Origin of the sequence: Nocardioides soli, assembly GCF_014191495.1 — a bacterium.
Classification (GTDB): Bacteria; Actinomycetota; Actinomycetes; order Propionibacteriales; family Nocardioidaceae; genus Nocardioides; species Nocardioides soli.
The window spans coordinates 238,579-257,421 of the sequence record NZ_JACHWR010000003.1 but is presented as its reverse complement, the minus strand read 5'-3'; the positions used below and the strand labels follow the sequence as shown (position 1 = coordinate 257,421).

The window sequence follows — 18,843 nt, the reverse complement described above, 5'->3', positions numbered from 1 at the left end:
TCCAGAACCGGAGGAGGTGAACGCGATGCGCACCCACCGTCGATGGCGCAACGGCGCCCTCGCCGGGGCTACCGGACTCGTGCTGGCGCTCGCCCCCGGTACGGCCGCGGCCGTCTTCACCGCGGAGTCCGCCACCACGGCACCGCAGGCGATGGCGACGGCCGTGCTCGCGCCGGTGACCGACGGCGCCGCGGAGTACGCCGCGGGAGGCGCCGCCACGGTGACCTGGTCGGCGCCGACGGTGCGCGCCGACGTGGCGCCGGCGTACTCGGTCGAGCGGACCGTCGGGGCGACCACCACCGCCGTCGACGCCCCGGTCAGCGCGGAGGACGGCAGCGCCTCCCTCACCGACGACCTCACCGTCGAGGCCGACGGGGGCATCGCCGCCGCCACCGCGGTCGCCAGCGGGCGGTTCCACGCCTGTGAACTGGCCGACGGCCGGGCCTACTGCTGGGGCTCGAACAGCGAGGGCACCGTGGGCGACGGCACGAAGACCAACCGGTCGGAGCCGACCGCCGTCAGAGACACCGGTGCGCTGGCCGGAAGGACCGTGACCGCGATCAGCGTCGGCGACTTCTTCTCGTGCGCGATCGCCGACGATGCCGCCTACTGCTGGGGCGGCAACGGCTCCGGCCAGCTCGGCGACGGGGGAAGCGCGAGCAGCACCGTGCCGGTCGCGGTGTCGCTCCCGGGCGGCACGGTCAGCACGATCACCTCCGGCGCCAACCACAACTGCGCACTCGTCGGTGGAGCCGTCTACTGCTGGGGCTCGAACGGCTACGGTCAGCTCAGTGGCACGGATCTCTTCCGCAGGATCCCCGGCCCGGTCAGCAGTCCCGGGGGGCCGTGGACCGCGGTCTCGGCGGGGTCGCGCCACACCTGCGGAATCGCCGGCGGGGTCGCCTACTGCTGGGGGGACAACGGCTCCAAGCAGCTCGGCAACGCGTCGGTCGGGGCCAGCAGCTCGACGCCCGTGCCCGTCAACGCCGGCGGCGTGCTGACCGGCAGGACCGTCACCGCCATCAGTGCCGGTGGCTCGCACACCTGCGCCATCGCCGACGACGCGGCGTACTGCTGGGGGTTCAACACCTACGGGCAGCTCGGCAGCGGCACGGCCGGCGCGGACTCCGCGATTCCGCTCGCCGTCGACGCGTCCGGCGCACTGGCCGGGAAGACCATCACCGAGTTCGCCGCGGGCGTCTCGCACACCTGCGCCATCGCCGACGGCGGGGTGTACTGCTGGGGCGCCCACCACAACGGTCGGCTGGGCAGCGGCGTCACGAGCAACCAGCCGAGACCGGTCGCCGTCGACCCCGGCAGCGCCCTGGCCGGCGTCACCGCCACCTCGGTCGGCAGCGGGTTCGACAGCAGCTGCGCGGTCGGCTCCGGCACGACGTACTGCTGGGGGGCGAACGCCACCAGCCAGCTCGGTGACGGCACCACGAGCGACCGGTCGACGCCCACCCCCACCGGCACCGACGCCTTGTCGACGCTGACCTGTGCGGCCGGCTGGCTCCTCGACTCGGACGCCGCGCGCTGCTCGCCGGGGGCGACCGTGCCGGTCTCCTACCGGGTCGTCTACACCAAGGCCGGCTGGTCGTCGCTCGCGAGCACGATCGCCGCCGACTGGAACAGCCCGTGACGGTCGGCAGGGTGCTGCGCTGGACCGCGGTCGCAGCGATCGGTCTCGCCCTGGTCGCGCCGTTCGCCCTGCCGTTGCTCACCGATCGCCAGCTCACGGTCGTGGACGGCGGATCGATGGAGCCGACCCTGCATCGCGGCGACGTGCTGCTCACCCGGCCGCCGACCGACGACGACCTCCGGGCCGGACGGATCCTCGTCATCGGCACTCCCCCGGACCGCTACACCCACCGCGTGGTCGAGATCGACGCCGACGGCTCGCGACTCCGGCTGCAGGGCGACGCCAACGCCGCCCCCGACCCCACCTGGGTGTCCCGGACCGAGGTCGAGGCGGTGCTCGTCACCGCCATCACCGGACCGGCGGCGACGCTGACCCGCACCGTGACCGGTCCGCCGGGCACGGTGCTGCTCCTCGCCGTGCTCGCCGTCCTCCTCGTGCCACCGCCGCGCACCGCCTTCCGCCGGCGTCCGGCCGATCCCGGGCCGGACTGACGGCGCGTCGGACTGCACTCCCCCGGCCGCCATGCTGGGATCGGGGCCGTGAGCGACCTCGTCATCGAGACCAGCGGGCTGCGCAAGGAGTTCCGCTCCCGGCGCGGCGTCCGGATCGCCGTGCACGACCTCGACCTGGCCGTGCCGGCCGGCGGGGTGCACGGGTTCCTCGGCCCCAACGGCTCGGGCAAGACCACCACGATCCGGATGCTGCTCGGGCTCGCCCACGCGACCGCGGGCACGATGCGGCTCTTCGGCGAGCCCGTGCCCCGGCGGCTCCCGGCCGTCATCGACCGGATCGGCGCGGTTGTGGAGAACCCGAAGTTCGCGCCCCACTTCACCGGCCGCCAGAACCTCACCCTGCTCGCGCGCACCATCGGCGCCTCCGCCGACCGGGTCGAGGAGGCCGTCGCGACGGTGGGCCTCACCGGCCGGGACGGCGACCGCTACAAGTCCTACTCCCTCGGCATGAAGCAGCGGCTCGCGATCGCGGCGACCCTGCTCAAGCGGCCCGCGCTCCTGATCCTCGACGAGCCGACGAACGGGCTCGACCCGGCCGGCATCCGGGAGATCCGCGACACGATCCGACAGCTCGGCGAGTCCGGCGTCACCGTGCTGCTCAGCTCGCACATCCTCGCCGAGGTGCAGCAGGTGTGCACCTCGGCGACGATCATCGGCAACGGCCGGCTGCTGGCCTCCGGGCGGGTCGAGGACCTGTTGGGCACGAGTACGGCCTACCGGGTCGGCGTGCCGGATCCGGCCGCCGCCCGCGCAGTGCTGGACGGCGCCGGCTTCACGCTTCGCGACGGATCCGACCTGCTCGTCGAGACCGACCGCCCGGCGGCCGTCACCGAGGCGCTGGGCAACGCCGGGGTCTGGCTCTGCGAGCTCACCCCGGTGCGGCCCGACCTCGAGACCGTGTTCCTCGAGCTCACCGCCGGCGACCAGCTGGGCGGGGCCGCCTGATGCGGCGGCTGCTGGGCGTCGAGCTCACCCGGTTCCGCTGGCGACGCGCCATCCTGGTGCTGCTCCTGCTCGCGATCGTGGTGCCGGCGGTGATCGCCGCCAGCCGGATCTGGGCCACCCGGCCGGTCTCCCAGGCCGACCTCGACCGCGCGACCGAGATGGCGTCCTCGGAGATCCAGCAGTGCCTCGACCACCCCCGCCGGTACGGCGTACCTCGAGCCGCGGCGCAGACGCAGTGTGAGACCACCATCGTCGGCTGGTACACCGGGCGCGAGCCGCTCAGCATGGCCGGCGAGCGCGGCGGCTCCGGCATCGGCGTCGTCGCGGTGCTCACCACCCTCCTGCTGCTGGCCGGGACGACGTTCGTCGGCCACGACTGGAACAGCGGGTCGATGAGCAACCAGCTGCTCTTCGAGTCGCGCCGCGGCCGGGTCTGGGCGGCCAAGGCGCTCGCGGTCACGCTCGTCTCGCTCGTGCTCGCGGCGCTGGTGAGCGCGGTGTACTGGCTGACGATCTGGGCGGCCATGCAGGTCCGCGACCTGCCGACCCTCGACGGCGCGCTCACCGACTCGATGGCCTACGGGCTCCGCGGTGCGCTCTTCGCGGCCGCGGCGGCGCTGGGCGGCTACGCCCTCACGATGCTGCTCCGCAGCACGGTCGCGACCGTCGGCGTGCTGTTCGGAGTCTCGGTGGCCGGTGGGATCGTCATCGCGGTCGTCGGCCTGAGCGGTCGGTGGCAGCCGGACCTCAACATCGCCGCGATCGTCGACAACGGCACGACGTACTGGGTCGAGGTGCCCGAGTCGTGCTTCATCGGCGACCGGGCGGAGCGGGAGCCCGCGCCCGGCTCGGAGTGCGACCAGCGGCGCGACCTCTCGGCCTGGGAGGGCATCGGCTACTACGGCGTCCCGCTCGTGGCCACGGCGGGTGCGTCGGTGGCGTCCTTCCGGCGCCGCGACGTTCCCTAGGCCTCGGTGCGATAGTGGTCGGCCATCGCCGGGTAGTAGTCCCGGCCGAAGTCGAGGTCCCCGGGGTCGTCGCCGGCCTCGGCCGCGACGAGCCGGTCGAGGTAGTACTCCCAGCCCGGACCCACGCTGTCGACCGACGCCGGGGCGATCCCGGGCTGGGTGAAGGTCAGGACCGTGAGGCCGCCCCGCTCGACGAGGTCGAGCTCGAGGCGCCAGCCCTCGTCGCCCGACCGCGCGGTGACCGCGAGCCGGTGGGGCGGGTCGCACTCGCGGATCTCCATGTCGTCCTCCGGCGCGCCCTCCTCGACCGTCATCCGGAAGCGCACCAGCCCGCTCGCCGGGTCGCCCGTGAACGTCCCGATCCAGCGGGCGAGGCGCTCGGACTCGGTCACCGCCGCCCAGACGTCCTCGATCGGCGCGCGCAGCTCGCGCACGATGACGAGCCGGTGCTCGCCGTCGACGACCTCGATGCGGCCCGTGGGTGTCCTGGTCATGCCGTCTCCTTGGCGTCGGTGGTCGGGGCGATGGCGCCGGTCTCGCGTCGCCGCTCCCGGGAGGTACGCCGTACCTCGGTCTCCAGCGCGTCGAGGGCGTTGTCGGTCAGCGGACCGGTGCGGATCAGGCCCTCGACGTACGTCGTGAGGGGCGCGAGCCCGTCGCGACGCAGCCGGTAGTGCCGCTCGCGTCCGCGCGACTCGACGGAGACCAGGCCCGCCTCCGCGAGCAGCCGCAGGTGCTTGCTCACCGCCGGCCGCGAGATCGACCGCGTCTCCGCGAGGTCGACCACCCGGGCCGGTGCGGCCGCGAGGTCCGCGAGCAGACCGCGACGAACCGGGTCCCCCAACGCGGCGAACGCATCCATGCCAAATAGGTAACCATTTGGTTACTCGTCACGCAAGGGCACCCCACCCGGACCGGCGCCCGGGACGCTGGCCCGCGCGCGTACAGTTGGTCCACGTGACGCAAGCTCCAGCACCAGAGGGACGCAAGCTGCTGCGCCTCGAGGTCCGCAACGCGGAGACCCCGATCGAGCGCAAGCCGGAGTGGATCAAGACCCGGGCGAAGATGGGTCCCGAATACCAGCACCTGCAGAGCCTGGTGAAGTCCGAGGGACTGCACACGGTCTGCCAGGAGGCGGGCTGCCCGAACATCTTCGAGTGCTGGGAAGACCGCGAGGCGACGTTCCTCATCGGCGGCGACCAGTGCACCCGGCGGTGCGACTTCTGCCAGATCGACACCGGCAGGCCGCAGCCGCTGGACCGCGACGAGCCGCGTCGCGTCGCCGAGTCTGTGCAGACCATGGGGCTGCGCTACGCCACGATCACCGGCGTCGCCCGCGACGACCTCCCCGACGGCGGTGCGTGGCTGTACGCCGAGACCGTGCGGGCGATCCACGACCTGAACCCCGACACGGGCGTGGAGAACCTGATCCCCGACTTCAACGGCAAGCCCGACCTGCTGGCCGAGGTGTTCGAGTCGCGGCCCGAGGTGCTGGCCCACAACGTCGAGACCGTGCCGCGGATCTTCAAGCGGATCCGACCCGCGTTCCGCTACGACCGGTCGCTCGACGTCCTGACCCGGGCCCGCGAGTTCGGGCTGGTCACCAAGTCGAACCTGATCCTCGGCATGGGCGAGACCCGCGAGGAGGTCTCCCAGGCGCTGCGCGATCTGCACGACGCCGGCTGCGACCTGGTCACGATCACCCAGTACCTCCGCCCCTCGGTGCGCCACCACCCGGTCGAGCGCTGGGTCCGGCCCGAGGAGTTCGTCGAGCTCCAGGCCGAGGCGATGGAGATCGGCTTCGCCGGCGCCCTCTCCGGACCGCTCGTGCGTTCGTCCTACCGCGCCGGTCGGCTGTACCGTCAGGCGATGGACGCCCGCGCGGGCGCCCCGACCGCCTGATCCACATCCCAAGAGCGAGGCACCGCAGAAGATGGCGAAGGAACCGAAGCCCGTCGACCCGGACAAGATGAGCCGGCGCGCCCAGTTCGTCGAGACCTACCGGATGGCCAAGAAGTCCGACCCGCGTCTCGGGCTGTGGGTCCTCGGCTCGTTCCTGCTCGGCGCCGCCGTCGGCTTCACCGTGTTCTGGCTGCTGCTGCCGACCGACGGCGTCCTCGGCATCATCATCACGGCCGTCGGGGCGGTGCTGCTCGGCACCCTGCTCGCGATGATCGTCTTCGGCCGCCGCGCCCAGCGGGCGGCGTACGCCCAGATGGAGGGCCAGCCCGGAGCGGCCGCGGCCGCGCTGCGGATGCTGCGCGGGCGCAGCTGGAAGACCGACCCGGTGATCGGCTTCACCAAGCAGCAGGACGTCGTGCACCGGGTGGTCGGCCCTCCGGGCATCGTGCTCGTCGGCGAGGGCAACCCCAACCGGCTGCGCCAGCTGATGCTCAGCGAGCGCCGCAAGCACGAGCGCGTCGCCGCCGACGTGCCGATCCACGAGGTCATCTGCGGCAACGGCGAGGGCGAGGTGCCGCTGCCGAAGCTCGCGCGGCACGTGCAGAAGCTCGGCCGCAAGGTGAAGCCCGCCGAGATGACCGACGTGCTCTACCGGATCCGGGCCCTCGACGCCAACCGGTCGAACATCCCGCTGCCCAAGGGGCCGGTGCCGACCAACATGAAGGGCATGCGCTCGCAGATGCGCGGGCGGTGACCCGCCCGCGCATCGCACGGCCGATCAGCGCTGCCGGTCAGCTCTGGCCGGAGGCGCTCCCGCTCGACGTACCGCCCATCATGCTGCCCAGGTCGGGCATGTCGGTGACCTGGTCGGCCGGCGGCGCCTCGATCGAGACGTCCTGACCCCAGTCGTCCAGGGACATCTCCATCTCCATGCTCTTGTCCATCACCGGCACCTCCATCTGCATCTGGGCGAACCGGTCCTGGTCGTCGAGCCACAGGTCGTAGGTGATCGACTCGGGCATGCCGTCCGCCGCGTCGCTCGGCAGGTCGGCGCCGTAGGAGTCCATGACGCTCAACATGTCGATGGTGAGCACGTAGTGGTCGAGCTCGCGGCCGTCGACGTCCTCGGTGCCCTCGAAGGTGACCGTGTCGATGCCGTCCTTCATGGACTCGAGCGCTCCGATCGGGTCGGACTGCTCGAGCATCTTGTCCAGCCCCATCTCCCCGAACGGGCTGTCGGGGTCGGCCAGGTCGAGCTTCCAGAACTTGTCGCCGCTCATCGCACCGGCCTTGAGGTACATGACGTTGTCGACCAGCACCATCTCCATGTCGCCGGCCTGCGGCACCTCCATCGACATCGACAGCGACGGCGGCTTGGTCGTGTAGTCGAGGTCCCCCTCAGCGGTGGTGGACACCTGGTCGCCCATGGACATCTTCATCTCCATGTGCGCGGTCGTGGAGTCCTCGAGCCCGTCGGAGACCGTGTCCACGAACTCCTCGGGCGAGACCTCCTCGCCCTTCTGCAGGCCCGCGAGGACGGCCGACCCGGCCGCGGGCGCGCCGGCGGCGGAGCTGGAGCCGGAGCCACCGGAGTCGCCTGAGTCGTCGCCGCACGCGGCGAAGCCGGTGAGCAGCAGCGGCGTCAGTGCGGCGGCGGCGAGAGTACGACGGGCAGTGATCGAGACGGTCACAACGGGCCTTTCCGACAGGTGATGGATGCGTCCAGCATCCCTCCCGGCACCAAGCGCCGAAACCTCCACCCGGACTATTGCCCCCGGCGGCTGAGCGCGACCTGCAGGGTGACGGTCGCCGTGCCGGCCGCGAGGTCGTGCAGACCGCGGCGGTCGGGCCGGAAGACCAGCGGCGGGATCACCAGCGCCACCAGGATCGCCCTGGCCAGGGAGCGCAGCGGGTCGAGGTGCCCGCCGCCGTCGACGCGGACCGTCCGCAGCCGGGTGAGCAGCTTGCCGAAGGACCCGCCGACGGTGCAGGTGAGCACCGCCGACTCCACCACGAAGAGCAGCAGCGTGTAGAAGCCGCCCGGCCCGCCCGGCGTACCGAGGACCGGCGAGAACAGGCTGACGACCGCCATGCAGGCGAACCAGTCGACCAGCAGGGCGAGGGCGCGGCGTCCCCAGGAGGCGGTCTCGTAGGGCAGCACGACCGGGGCGGACACGGGCGCCAGCGTAGGCGGCCCGGCTCCGTGACCGCCCACCGGGCATCTGTTACACGCCGGAAACAAACCAGATACGGTCGAGAAACTGCGTGTGCATACGTTGCGGACATTCCGCCCGTGGCAGCGACGCTGCGGAGGTCTTGCTCGCACACTTGCCGGCTGCCGACCCGCGCGCAGCCAAGGAGGACGAATGTTCCAGAACAGCGACGAGCTGCTCAAGTTCATCAAGGACGACGGCGTCGAGATGGTCGACGTGCGCTTCGTCGACCTGCCCGGTATCGAGCAGCACTTCACCGTCCCGGTGTCGTCGTTCGACGAGTCCGTCTTCGAGAGCGGCCTGGCCTTCGACGGCTCGTCGATCCGGGGCTTCCAGGCGATCAACGAGTCGGACATGGCGCTGTTCCCGGACCCGTCCACGGCTTACGTCGACCCCTTCCGCGCGGCCAAGACGCTCAACCTGAGCTTCTTCATCCACGACCCGATCACGGGCGAGGCCTACTCGCGCGACCCGCGCAACATCGCGCGCAAGGCGCTGGCCTACCTGTCGACCACGGGCATCGCGGACACCGCGTTCTTCGCCCCCGAGGCGGAGTTCTACATCTTCGACAACGTCCGCTACTCCACCACCGCCAACGAGGGCTACTACCACATCGACTCCGTCGAGGGCTGGTGGAACTCCGGCAAGGAGGGCGACAACCGCGGCTACAAGACCCGCTTCAAGGGCGGCTACTTCCCGGTCGCGCCGTACGACCACTACGGCGACCTGCGCGACGACATGGTGAAGAACCTCGAGGCCTGCGGCCTCCTCGTCGAGCGCGCCCACCACGAGGTCGGCACCGCGGGGCAGGCGGAGATCAACTACCGCTTCGACACGCTGCTGCGCTCCGCCGACGACGTGATGAAGTTCAAGTACCTCATCAAGAACACCGCCTGGGAGGCCGGCAAGTCGGTCACCTTCATGCCGAAGCCGATCTTCGGCGACAACGGCTCGGGCATGCACGTGCACCAGTCGCTGTGGAAGGACGGCGAGCCGCTGTTCTACGACGAGACCGGGTACGGCGGCCTCTCCGACCTGGCCCGCTGGTACATCGGCGGCATCCTCGAGCACGCCGCGGCGCTGCTCGCGTTCACCAACCCGACCGTGAACTCCTACCACCGCCTGGTGCCGGGCTACGAGGCCCCGATCTCGCTGGTGTACTCCTCGCGCAACCGCTCCGCCTCGATCCGGATCCCGATCACCGGTGCGAACCCGAAGGCCAAGCGCGTCGAGGCCCGCTTCCCCGACCCGTCGGCCAACCCGTACCTGGCGTTCTCCGCCCTGATGCTCGCCGGCGTCGACGGCATAAAGAACAAGATCGAGCCGCCCGCCCCGATCGACAAGGACATCTACGAGCTCCCGCCGGACGAGATGGCCGAGATCAACCAGGTCCCGACCTCGCTCGACGCCGTCCTCGACGCCCTCGAGGCCGACCACGACTTCCTCACCGTCGGCAACGTCTTCACCCCCGACCTGATCGAGACCTGGATCGACTACAAGCGCACCCACGAGATCGCCCCGGTCCAGCTGCGCCCGCACCCGCACGAGTTCGAGCTCTACTACGACATTTAGGTCGTAAACTGATCGAATTACTCGTATTCGATCAACGGTGGCCCCGGGTCTCCCCGGGGCCACCAATCATTTCGATTGCGGGATCGCTACCGATTCCCGCCCCCATGCCACGCATCCAATGGAACACGCCGCGGCAGGGTTTTGCGGGCCTAACCGCGGTCAAGACCCGCAAGGCAGCAGCTGATCTGCACGATCACCGCTCCCGCCCAGGTCCGCAGCTCATCGTCGTGGTTGCCCCTCACGCGTCTTCTGTCACCGGATCGTGCAGCGAATCCTCAGTCTGCGGGTGATCCCGCAGCGTCGATGAGTGCCGCCAACGCCTCAGGCGTGGCGGTCTTGACGTCGAACTCCTTGGCCTTGTCACGCACGGCTCTGTCGTTGGTGACGATGACCCACTCCTCTTCGAAGAGCGTGGGCTTCTCCGGCTTGTTCAGCACAACGGCCGTTGCAACGAGGACGGGGTCAGCGGCGCCCCTGTTGCCGTAGAGGTCGAGAAGTCCCTTGTCTCCGACCGGCACCGTCTTCATCACGGCGCTGAGCTCATTGAGTATCCGAACGCTCATTGGCACGGTCAGCGGTGTCAAGAGTTCGGCTCGCCGTGTGCCCGCCTCGTGTGCGACCTCCTCGGGCACACGGCAGTACTCCCTGAAGAAGTGGGATGCATTGCGCTTGGTTCCCAGGAAGATGAGCGCGTTGTTATCAACGAGGTACTTGGTCTCGGTCATGCCACCAACGCCCTGTAGTCGTTGATGGACTGCGCTCCACGGAACTTGTTGGAAAACATCACTCGGCAGAAGTCGCCACGTGAGACGCCCTGAGCGTCGTAGAGGGCGAGCATTCGACGCGAGCACTCCACGCCGTTGTACTTCCGCAGAGCCTTAAGTCCCTTTGCCGCGCGGCGAGGCGGGTTGCCTCCCCTTTCGTACGCGATGCGGAGCTCCTCGAGGTATCGGTCTGCCTCCTGCTTGCCAAGAATGTTGAGGCGGCGCGCTCGAGTGACCACGGCGCTCGGGGTCACCTTGAACACGTCCGAGGTATCGCGCACGGCATCGAGCGTGCTCAGGTCGGCGTGCTTGAAGTCGGCGGCCGGCATGAGCAGCTCCGCGGTGATCTCCCACTCGCGGAAAGTCCCACGACACGTGGGACCTGATCCTCGATCTGGGCGCCACGGAAAGCACCGACGTAGTCCGCGCGCTCACGTATGCCATTGAGCAGGACGTTTGGTGCCAGAAGGACCCCTACGCGGCGAAGCCAGCCGACGCACTCCGGTGGGGGTGGGAGGCCTTCCGGATGCACGTAAAGCACAAGCGCCGGTACACCTTCCTGGTTGAGGACCACAGCACGGCTGAGGGAGCCGGGGAGATTCCACTCCACGCGATGCCCAACGCCGTCTCCGATTCGGTTCACGCTGGAGGCCTCGTCGTGACGCTTCCAAAGGGCAGCGAGTGGTGGCGGCTGCGTCCTCACCCCGCCACAGAGAGCTACTCGATTGCCGCCGAGATTGGGACACCTCCTGACAAAGCGGCCCGAGATAACCGCATGACCCCGAAGGGCATCGGTGCCTTCTACGGAGCATCTACAGAGAAGGGGGCACGTGACGAGGTCGCCGGCTATGCCGACCCTGCTCACGCAGCCAGCATCGGTCGCTTCACCACCGCAGTACCACTCACAGTTGTCGACCTGAGAGATGTGCCGACCGTGCCCTCGCTCTTCGATCCTGCCCTTCGGCACCTGCGTCCCTACATCGAGTTCCTCCACGGCTTCGTGCGAGACGTGCGGGAGGTTGCTGACCCGGGCGACTTCCAGAATCTCGACTACATCCCCACGCAGGTGATGGCCGAGACCATGAGGTACGACCTCTCTGCAGACGGTGTGCTTTGGCGCTCCTCGAAGGACCCGTCCGTGACCTCATGTGTGCTGTTCATCCCGCCCGAAGAGGTAGCCGACGGCGGCCACGAGGGGGATAAGACACGCCTCGTGCTGGACCCGACCTCCATTGCCTACCTGCCGCCACCCCTCTGATCAACGTACGCTCCCGCAGTTGTTTGTTCATGCGCAGCAGTCGCTGAGGTCTAGCGCGGAGTCAGGCGTTCGCGTCCCGTGTCCTCGTCTGCGGCAATCAGCTCGAGCCGAGGTGCGACACTCCGCAGCGAACGACGCGCCGTCACTCCTCAGGCGTTCAGGATTCGAATCGCAGTCTGTCCGTTGGCGCGGGCGCCGGCCGGCAGCGACCGCCATTGAGCGGGAGAGTCCGGAAGGGCGCGCGCCAACATCTGGAGTCGGGAGCGATCCGACCCAGCGAACTGCTCCCGCTCGGCGTAGGGATCGTCGATGACCGCAAGTAGGAGCGCAGCATCCTGGAGGTGACGTTCCCGGTCGCGGGAGTCGGTCTGATACGCAGCGGCCTAGGGAGTGTCTGGTTATTCGCGAAGCCAGATGAGGATGGCGCTGAGGACGACGCCGCCGCGGTAGGTCGTGGCGTGCTTGTCGTAGCGGGTCGCGATCCCGCGCCATTGCTTGTGGTCGTTGAAGGACCGCTCGACCACGTTGCGCCGTTTGTAGATGACGGGGTCGAACGAGGGTGGTCGTCCTCCTGCTGAGCCACGACGGATGCGGTTGCCGATCTCGTCGTCTCGCTGCGGGATGACTGTTCGGACCCGCTTGCTGCGCAGCAGGGCGCGGTTGGCGCGCGAGGAGTAGGCCTTGTCCCCGAGCAGACGGTCGGGTCGGGTGCGCGGCCGGCCGGGTCCGATTCGTTTGACCGCGAGGTCGGCCAGCAAGAACTTGAGCATCGGGGCATCGCCGGCCTGGCCCGCGGTCAGACCGATCACCAGCGGTCGCTTGCGGCCGTCGACGAGCTGGTGGACCTTGGTCGACAACCCGCCCCGGGAACGGCCGATCGCATGATCGGGAGGCTCGTGAGCCGGGTCCGCGGCGGAGTTCTTGTAGTTCGACTCAGCCCCCTGTGAGGCCGGCAGGCCGCTCCTGGCGCGACAACGTGGTGGCGTGCTGGTGGGCCCGGTTGATCGTGGCGTCCACCGACACGGTCCAGTCGACCTCGCCCGCCGCGTCCGCCTCGGCGATCAGCTGGGCATGGATCCGGTCCCAGGTGCCGTCCCGGGAGAACGCCTGATGCCGCTCCCACACCGTCTGCCACGGCCCGAACGAGCCCGGCAAGTCACGCCACGCGACCCCGGTCCGGTAGCGGTAGATGATCCCTTCGACCACCTGCCGGTGATCGCGCCACGGTCGACCACGACGACCCTCGGATGAGGGCATCATCGGCTCGATACGGGACCACTGAGCATCGCTCAACACCTCGACACGCGACATGGGTCAACAATCACCCACCCAACCGCCCCGAATTAGCAGACATGCCCTAGAGGATGACGGCGCCGAACGGGGACGGCACACTCACCGTTGTGGTGCGCCCAGCCGTGATCTGGATCCGTGCGTTGATCGTTCGACGTAGGGCCTGGGTGCCGCCCTCGATGGCGACCATCGTGCGACCACGGAGCTTCTCGACCACTCGCGGTGAGGCGTGGTCGGCGACGAGAACGTCAACCACGTCGGGACCGTCGGTGACGACGTCGACGGTCGAGTCCCCTCGCCTGAACCGGTGGGCGGTGTTGTTGCGTTCGTCGATCGACGGCGCCAGCTCGTATCCGAGTGATTCGAGGGCCCTCGCGGTCTCAGACGCGATGCCGCGGGTGGTCTCGACGTGCAGGACGATGTCGACGTCATTGGTGGGGCGTACTGTGGCGATGCCTGCGTGGATGCCGTGCAGTTGAGCCATCAGTCCGCCGACGAGCGTCCACTTGTCGTGGGGCAGCACTGCCTCGATCTCGGCGACGTTCGGCCATGGCGCACCCCAACCGCCGGCGGGCGTGGCGACGTCGATGGTCGGCCGGTCAGCCACGGAACTCTCCCAGCGCGCGCTCGAGCACACCGATTCCGGCTCGGCGTTCGCGGACATCGAGGGACTCGGCCAAGTCGAGTGCGGCGAGGACATCGCTGGCGTCGATCAGGTCGCGGACCACAACGAGGTCCATGGAGGTCGCGCGGAGGGTCACGCTCCCGGTGTCATCGCGAATCAGGCCGTGTCGAGCCGCGACCGCTTTCAAGGCGGTCGTGGCCAGGTAGCCGTCGATCGCGTTCGTCGTCGCCAATCCCAGTCGTGCGGCCGCCGATGATGTGTCGACCAACTCCGAACGCAGCCGCCCCCCTGCGCTGCGGTGTGCGACGTACCGGCTCACGCTGGCCCGCCCGCGGGCGCGCTCGACAAGTTCTTCTGCTCCGAGCCCACGGAGTCGTCCTCTGAGGCGGGACCGCTGGCTCTCCCCCAGCCACCCCGCCTCACGTCCGGAGAGCAAAGCCACGGCCGCCCATGCCGTTGACTCGGCCCACGCCCTGGTGTGCGAACCACGGCGAACGGCCAGCAGGCGTTCAACCGAGGTCTCGTCGACCACTCCCCTCGCCAGCGACCGCAGCTCACCCCGCGCGACCAGGTGCTGCACCTGCCGCGTCGAGACACCGAGCCGCTCAGCGGCATCAGAAACGGCGAGCAACGACATGACATACATATTCGCTTAGGCGAAGTTGTCCGTCAAACACGGCAGGCCCGGCCTGTCGCTGTGGGGGCATGCCGCAGACATCCCCGCAGAACACCTCGCGGCACCGGCGGTCGAGGGCTGGACCGCGTTGCCGGCGCGGACCTGACCTGTGGAGATCCCCGAGGACCGCGGGCTGGCCGTCCCTGAGTTGCGGCTGCCAATCCAGCGGATTTCGGAGGCGCGACGCCTCGCTATGTCGGTGGTTGTTGCGACACTGATTCGGCTGTCGGCTGCTTCCCAGAAAAAGATTCCGGAAGGTTGGGGGGTGGCACGCTGGGCGGCACTTATGAGGGGACATCGACGAGCTTGCTCGCCGACGTCGCCGAACTGAGGAGACGCTATGGCCTTCGAGCCGAAGCGACCGCCGGGTGGCCCCGGCGCCTCAGGCGAGCCCGTACAACTGCAGCCGGGTGAAGCGGCGATCCCGGAGGACTGGCTCAGCGAGCCTGAGCACGCTGGGCTTGCGGACAAGGTCGACCGCCTGGCCGGCGACGTCGAGGTCGTCATGCTTCTGGCACTCAGCAACTACGAGGGCGACCGCTGGGATGTCTTCGCGACCGAACTGGCTAAGTACGGCATGGCTGTGATCGGCGGGTGGATGCATAAGGGCCTCATCCACCACAAGTGTCGTGCCAAGGGCTTCGGCCTGCCTGAACTCGGGCGTCCGTTTGAACCGGATGAGATCACGGAACTGACGAGCGAGACGGTGGCAAAGGCGTTGTACCACTTTCGGCGCGACGTGCTCTTGAAGCGCAAGTGGGACAGCACCCGCGGGGCAACACTCCGTACCTACTTCGTTGGCCAGTGCATCATCCGGTTCGCCAACATCTACAGACATTGGTGGGGCAACGGGGGTAGTACAGCTCAAACTGGATTGCGCGTGCTTGGCGAGAGCGCCGATCACCGCGTCGGCGACGTACTTTGGGCTTGACCCTGAGGACTCTGCTGCGAACGCTTGGCTGCGGCGTGACCGCCCAGAACCGGAACATGGCAACCAGGCGAGGGCCGTGCGCGGGCCAGACTCGGACGTCGGTTGACGCCTATTGACGTGGAGCGCTATCCGGAGGACAGTTCCGTACACGTGGTGGCATTGCCCGATACGGGGGAAGGGTCGTTTCATCGCCTCGGCCCGTAGGCCGGATCGCGATTCGTGTACGCCACGCTTCGTGCGTCTCGTCGCTACGACGGGTTGACGGGCACTTCGGAGAGATCCGGAGTGCCCGGTCCCGTTGAAGGCAAAGCGGTTTACTCGGAACGAGGCACAGCCTGGCGATAGGGAGTCTCTGCGCTCGGCGCGACGTTGTTGTCCCAGGCAAGGGCGACGCCTTGATCTGGCTCGCGACATCCAGCTTGTACAGCACCGCCTTGACCTGGGTACGAACCGTCAGTTCGGAGACGACGCGCAAGACGGCGATCTCGCTGACCACGTGCCCAGCCATGAGGTGGCCCAGGACGGCCCGTTCCTGCCGACTCAGGCTCGCAAGTCGGGCGCTGACCGCAGCGCGGTCACCATGTCCTCGACGGTACAAACCGACCAGTTTGAGCCGTTCGGCCCGGTCAACCGACGGTAGGCCGTGCATCGTCTTGCGGACGACCGCGAGGAACTCTTGTAGCGATGCCGCCTTGCACGCGACTGCAACTGCACAGGCCAAGACCACGCCTCGCCGCGACGGTACGCGGTGTCGACATCGATGACCGCGACGACGCGTTGACCGACGCGCGACAAGGACCGGTACACCCCGGCCGGTCACGGCGGATATCGCGAGGTGCGAGTTGGCACGTCCGAGTAGTGTCGAGAGCAACCGACCTGTCGAGCCAGTTCGTCGAACTGCGGGGCAGGACTGAAGGGCGGACGTCATGACGACGTCTCCGAACACACCTGGCGAATCCCCCCTGGCAGCAGCGCCGCTGCGTCTGGCGCTCCAGGAGACCCCAGACCATCTCGACGGCGCATGGTGGCCACGGTCCCGCGTCCTGGCGACCGAAGCCGCTCAGCTGGTCGACCAGTTCCCGGCCTCGGTCGGTCGGATCAACCGACTGCTCTTCTCCCGCCCCGACTGGGACGACGGGGCCACGAACGGTCAGGGACTTCGTCGAATTCAGGCAGGTCGGGGGCCAGTGAAGGTGGGCTCGTTCCCCAGGGACGACACGCATCTGATGGTTCTGTCCATGGCGAACGGTCGCCGCCTTCGCCTCGTGGTGGTGCCTAGCGACACCGATCAGGCCGAGGGTGAGCGACGAATGCGCGCCGTCGCGACGCACAGCGCCCATGGCGGTACGGACCCTGACTGGGCGCGCGCGCATCATGAGAGTCCGGGTCACTAGCCTCTCGTTCGGCCGCCGCCGCACGCCGGAGGCCGCCGGCCCGGGCGTCGGAGCCCCGGCGCTCATACGGTCAGGCTTCGACTGCGGTCAACGTCAGGAGTCCCAGATGCCCCTACCGAGGCGTCGCCCCGGGCCGCTGGAGCACGACCGGCTTGTGACATGCCTTCAAACGGTCGGGGTCGCGCGAGCGAGACTACGCGGTCGACGAGGAGCGGCACGAGAGATCGACAAGGCGGCCGCACGTGAAGACCTGCTCGACGCGTTGGAGCAGTACGCCTCCGCCATCACTGACCTGGGCGCGCCCATACCTCGTCGGATCAGAACCGAGATCGTGGTCTACCGCCGGCTGAGGGGCGCGCCCTGAGGCACTGACTCGGCCGGCGCCGTGTCGCGCGATGTTCAGCACGAGATGCCAACGATGAGCGGAGGAACAACATGTCCCTCAGTGCCAGTGCTGGCGTGGCGCTCCTCGACGCCGCGCAGATCGCGGGCGCCATGACGACGAACGATCCCAGGCTCGCCCGGCTCTCGGAGGCGGTCTCTTCGAGTCGATGCCCGAGGGTCGTGCTCTCATCCTGGAGACCACCCAGATTCGCGCCGCCATCCAGCGGCCGCTCGTTCGCGACCCGCAAGCCGGCGAGCAGATCATCGCAAACCTGGTGGCGACCGTCTCGGGGACTCCGCTGACCTAGAATCCGGGCCCACGAGATGAGCCAGGCTCATCAGATGTGACCTCGAAGTGCCGACCACGGCTCCATCCGTCAGAGGACAGCGCCCCGAGGTGCGACTTCCACAGCTGCGACGCCCCTGGCATACAACACCACGAGCCGGTCGCCGTGTCTGCAGCGCAGTACGCCGGAGTCGTTCGAGAGCCTGGCTACGACGTGGTCGATCAACTCGGCGTCGCTTCCCGCGTCGGGGTCTTCGTAGGTGACGTCGGTACTGTCACCGCTGACCAGCCGGACGCGAAGCACCAGGCCCGACACGGTCACGGCCCGATAGCGGTGCACGCTTGCTGCTGAACTCGCCGGGCCGCGTCGCGAGCGGCGGCCTTGTCGGGGAACCAGTCACCAGAGACAGCCACCCGGACGCCCTCCGACCGCCAGGCAGTCCACCGCCAACTGCCACCGGACTTGGTGTGGATCCGGTAGTCGGGATCATCGGCATTCACTCGGAAGTCATGGGCTGCCTGGTCGGCGTGGGCGAGGCTGACGAAGGTCCGCCCAGCCCAGGCGACGACTCGATCGTCGTCATCGAGCAGCCACCATGCTGGCTTGCTCGCCAGATTCGCCTCGATGACGAACTTCATCGTCGGTGCCTCCTTGTTCGCCTCGATCGGAGTCGGTGTCAGGCGTACTGCCCCGTGGAGTCGCCGGCTGCGGCCCGGCCGGAGCCGTCGAGCACCACGGCGGCCGCCACAAGTGCCCACGCGACCACAAGGGTGGCTTCGGCCTCGGACCCAGGATCGACCACGGTGAGCTCCCCCGTGGCGTCCGTTCCGACTTGGACGATCTGGGAACGGACCTGCTCCTCCATACCCGGAACGATCCCCCAGCGCTGCGTCCACCCGTTGCCGTAGAGCATCAAGTACGCCACTGTCAGCTGCCTGTCCGGAACGACGGTGGCATCGGGCTCCGTCTCCACCAGGACCCACCGTCGTCGGTCCAGTGACCCGTGGGGTCGACATCAGGCGAGTCCACGACCTCTGCGAGGAGGTCGTTTGCCGAGTGCGCGTTTCCGGAGGTCGCAGCAGCCAACAGTGCCTCCTCGCCCTGGCCCGCGGTGAAGCCGGTTGGCACGACCAGGACGTGGAGCACGGTCCGGTCCGACATCGTGAGGTCGATCAGGTGGCTGTCGTCGCGAGGAAACGAGCCGACCTTCACGTAGCCGCCGGCGACCGGAACACGGCGCGGCCCGGGATCCCAGTCGGGCGGGGAGAACAGCACGCGCGCGACCCGGCCGAACCGCGGGGGGATGTGGTCGACCAGGTCGGCCAGCTCCACCGCCAAGTCGCGGCTCTGGGGCCACCACGCGCCATCGAGACGATTCTTGCCGGGATGCTCGGCCATGTTGAGCCGCAGCGGGCCGCGACCCACGGGGGCGATTTCGGAGGGATGCATGAGCCCCTTCGACGTCGTCATGACGTCCGCC

General features: G+C 69.0%; 24 protein-coding genes and 1 pseudogene. 11 read left to right on the top strand and 14 right to left on the bottom strand.

Features of this window, described 5'->3' with window-relative positions:
* Positions 1 to 25: 25 nt before the first annotated feature.
* From FHU40_RS20130 to FHU40_RS20115, 4 genes are read left to right on the top strand one after another with little or no spacing between them, the layout of a single operon-like run.
* The gene (locus FHU40_RS20130; protein ID WP_183594139.1) at positions 26 to 1,642 is read left to right on the top strand and encodes an RCC1 domain-containing protein; all 1,617 of its coding nucleotides are present in this window, start codon (positions 26 to 28) and stop codon (positions 1,640 to 1,642) included.
* Entirely contained in the window at positions 1,639 to 2,133 is a 495-nt protein-coding gene (locus FHU40_RS20125) for a signal peptidase I (protein WP_183594138.1), read from the top strand. The genes FHU40_RS20130 and FHU40_RS20125 overlap by 4 nt, the downstream gene beginning before the upstream one ends.
* A 48-nt stretch (positions 2,134 to 2,181) precedes the next feature.
* Positions 2,182 to 3,099 carry an ATP-binding cassette domain-containing protein gene (locus FHU40_RS20120; RefSeq protein ID WP_183594137.1) on the top strand — a complete coding sequence of 306 codons (918 nt, stop codon included), beginning with the start codon at positions 2,182 to 2,184 and terminating at the stop codon, positions 3,097 to 3,099.
* Complete coding sequence (locus FHU40_RS20115; RefSeq protein WP_183594136.1) at positions 3,099 to 4,067, top strand: ABC transporter permease subunit; 969 nt, start codon at positions 3,099 to 3,101, stop codon at positions 4,065 to 4,067. Before FHU40_RS20120 ends, FHU40_RS20115 begins: the two co-directional genes overlap by 1 nt.
* On the opposite strand, the gene FHU40_RS20110 is transcribed toward FHU40_RS20115, so the two are convergent.
* Positions 4,064 to 4,561, bottom strand: coding sequence for an SRPBCC family protein (locus tag FHU40_RS20110; protein WP_183594135.1), 498 nt, complete (start codon positions 4,559 to 4,561; stop codon positions 4,064 to 4,066). The genes FHU40_RS20115 and FHU40_RS20110 overlap by 4 nt on opposite strands.
* On the bottom strand, positions 4,558 to 4,929 hold the full coding sequence (locus FHU40_RS20105; protein WP_183594134.1) for an ArsR/SmtB family transcription factor: 372 nt from the start codon (positions 4,927 to 4,929) through the stop codon (positions 4,558 to 4,560). Before FHU40_RS20105 ends, FHU40_RS20110 begins: the two co-directional genes overlap by 4 nt.
* A 95-nt stretch (positions 4,930 to 5,024) precedes the next feature.
* Between FHU40_RS20105 and lipA the strand changes: the two genes are divergently transcribed.
* Together lipA and FHU40_RS20095 are read left to right on the top strand one after the other, a co-directional pair.
* Positions 5,025 to 5,969, top strand: a complete 945-nt coding sequence (lipA, locus tag FHU40_RS20100) for a lipoyl synthase (RefSeq protein ID WP_183594133.1) — start codon at positions 5,025 to 5,027, stop codon at positions 5,967 to 5,969.
* A 31-nt stretch (positions 5,970 to 6,000) separates the two neighbouring features.
* Positions 6,001 to 6,723: a DUF4191 domain-containing protein gene (locus FHU40_RS20095; protein ID WP_183594132.1), complete on the top strand. Its 723-nt coding sequence runs from the start codon at positions 6,001 to 6,003 to the stop codon at positions 6,721 to 6,723.
* Positions 6,724 to 6,760: 37 nt separating this feature from the next.
* Here the strand turns inward: FHU40_RS20095 and FHU40_RS20090 are convergent, their stop codons facing one another.
* Positions 6,761 to 7,660 (bottom strand): SCO4651 family lipoprotein, encoded by a 900-nt coding sequence (locus FHU40_RS20090; RefSeq protein WP_183594131.1) that lies wholly within the window; start codon positions 7,658 to 7,660, stop codon positions 6,761 to 6,763.
* A 74-nt stretch (positions 7,661 to 7,734) separates the two neighbouring features.
* On the bottom strand, positions 7,735 to 8,145 hold the full coding sequence (locus FHU40_RS20085; RefSeq protein WP_252274555.1) for an RDD family protein: 411 nt from the start codon (positions 8,143 to 8,145) through the stop codon (positions 7,735 to 7,737).
* Positions 8,146 to 8,335: 190 nt separating this feature from the next.
* On the opposite strand from FHU40_RS20085, the gene glnA reads away from it, so the two are divergent.
* Complete coding sequence (gene glnA, locus FHU40_RS20080) at positions 8,336 to 9,754, top strand: type I glutamate--ammonia ligase (protein WP_183594130.1); 1,419 nt, start codon at positions 8,336 to 8,338, stop codon at positions 9,752 to 9,754.
* Between the two features lie 275 nt (positions 9,755 to 10,029).
* On the opposite strand, the gene FHU40_RS20075 is transcribed toward glnA, so the two are convergent.
* On the bottom strand, positions 10,030 to 10,479 hold the full coding sequence (locus FHU40_RS20075; RefSeq protein WP_183594129.1) for a hypothetical protein: 450 nt from the start codon (positions 10,477 to 10,479) through the stop codon (positions 10,030 to 10,032).
* The gene (locus FHU40_RS20070) at positions 10,476 to 10,847 is read right to left on the bottom strand and encodes a hypothetical protein (protein ID WP_183594128.1); all 372 of its coding nucleotides are present in this window, start codon (positions 10,845 to 10,847) and stop codon (positions 10,476 to 10,478) included. The genes FHU40_RS20075 and FHU40_RS20070 overlap by 4 nt, the downstream gene beginning before the upstream one ends.
* A gap of 50 nt (positions 10,848 to 10,897) precedes the next feature.
* Here FHU40_RS20070 and FHU40_RS29110 point away from each other — a divergent pair.
* Positions 10,898 to 11,080 (top strand): annotated as a pseudogene (locus FHU40_RS29110) (HEPN-associated N-terminal domain-containing protein); the annotation flags it as partial.
* A 51-nt stretch (positions 11,081 to 11,131) separates the two neighbouring features.
* Positions 11,132 to 11,776 (top strand): RES family NAD+ phosphorylase, encoded by a 645-nt coding sequence (locus tag FHU40_RS20065; RefSeq protein ID WP_281374822.1) that lies wholly within the window; start codon positions 11,132 to 11,134, stop codon positions 11,774 to 11,776.
* 398 nt (positions 11,777 to 12,174) lie between these two features.
* Here the strand turns inward: FHU40_RS20065 and FHU40_RS20060 are convergent.
* The 3 genes from FHU40_RS20060 to FHU40_RS20050 form a co-directional block, all read right to left on the bottom strand.
* Positions 12,175 to 13,087 (bottom strand): IS5 family transposase gene (locus tag FHU40_RS20060; RefSeq protein ID WP_425490193.1). Its coding sequence is split into 2 segments (ribosomal slippage): positions 12,175 to 12,748 and positions 12,747 to 13,087, totalling 915 coding nucleotides; the frame shifts between segments, so codons are not numbered across the junction.
* 46 nt (positions 13,088 to 13,133) lie between these two features.
* Entirely contained in the window at positions 13,134 to 13,730 is a 597-nt protein-coding gene (locus FHU40_RS20055) for a hypothetical protein (protein WP_183594126.1), read from the bottom strand.
* On the bottom strand, positions 13,666 to 14,328 hold the full coding sequence (locus FHU40_RS20050) for a hypothetical protein (protein ID WP_183594125.1): 663 nt from the start codon (positions 14,326 to 14,328) through the stop codon (positions 13,666 to 13,668). The genes FHU40_RS20055 and FHU40_RS20050 overlap by 65 nt, the downstream gene beginning before the upstream one ends.
* Positions 14,329 to 14,707: 379 nt before the next feature.
* On the opposite strand from FHU40_RS20050, the gene FHU40_RS20045 reads away from it, so the two are divergent.
* The gene (locus tag FHU40_RS20045) at positions 14,708 to 15,298 is read left to right on the top strand and encodes a hypothetical protein (protein ID WP_183594124.1); all 591 of its coding nucleotides are present in this window, start codon (positions 14,708 to 14,710) and stop codon (positions 15,296 to 15,298) included.
* A 109-nt stretch (positions 15,299 to 15,407) separates the two neighbouring features.
* Here the strand turns inward: FHU40_RS20045 and FHU40_RS29890 are convergent, their stop codons facing one another.
* Positions 15,408 to 15,947 (bottom strand): LuxR C-terminal-related transcriptional regulator, encoded by a 540-nt coding sequence (locus FHU40_RS29890; RefSeq protein WP_425490208.1) that lies wholly within the window; start codon positions 15,945 to 15,947, stop codon positions 15,408 to 15,410.
* A 277-nt stretch (positions 15,948 to 16,224) separates the two neighbouring features.
* Here FHU40_RS29890 and FHU40_RS29885 point away from each other — a divergent pair, with 277 nt between their 5' ends.
* Complete coding sequence (locus FHU40_RS29885) at positions 16,225 to 16,692, top strand: DUF5994 family protein (RefSeq protein ID WP_221200084.1); 468 nt, start codon at positions 16,225 to 16,227, stop codon at positions 16,690 to 16,692.
* Positions 16,693 to 17,453: 761 nt separating this feature from the next.
* Here the strand turns inward: FHU40_RS29885 and FHU40_RS20035 are convergent.
* Genes FHU40_RS20035 through FHU40_RS20020 form a run of 4 tightly spaced genes read right to left on the bottom strand, consistent with a single transcriptional unit; the run spans position 17,454 to position 18,833 of the window.
* Positions 17,454 to 17,684, bottom strand: coding sequence for a hypothetical protein (locus FHU40_RS20035; protein ID WP_252274563.1), 231 nt, complete (start codon positions 17,682 to 17,684; stop codon positions 17,454 to 17,456).
* Positions 17,681 to 18,001, bottom strand: coding sequence for a hypothetical protein (locus tag FHU40_RS20030; protein WP_183594122.1), 321 nt, complete (start codon positions 17,999 to 18,001; stop codon positions 17,681 to 17,683). The genes FHU40_RS20035 and FHU40_RS20030 overlap by 4 nt, the downstream gene beginning before the upstream one ends.
* Before the next feature lie 38 nt (positions 18,002 to 18,039).
* Complete coding sequence (locus FHU40_RS20025; protein WP_183594121.1) at positions 18,040 to 18,288, bottom strand: hypothetical protein; 249 nt, start codon at positions 18,286 to 18,288, stop codon at positions 18,040 to 18,042.
* Between the two features lie 2 nt (positions 18,289 to 18,290).
* A complete protein-coding gene (locus FHU40_RS20020; protein ID WP_183594120.1) occupies positions 18,291 to 18,833 on the bottom strand; it encodes a DUF5994 family protein in 543 nt (180 codons plus the stop codon).
* Between the last annotated feature and the right edge of the window lie 10 nt (positions 18,834 to 18,843).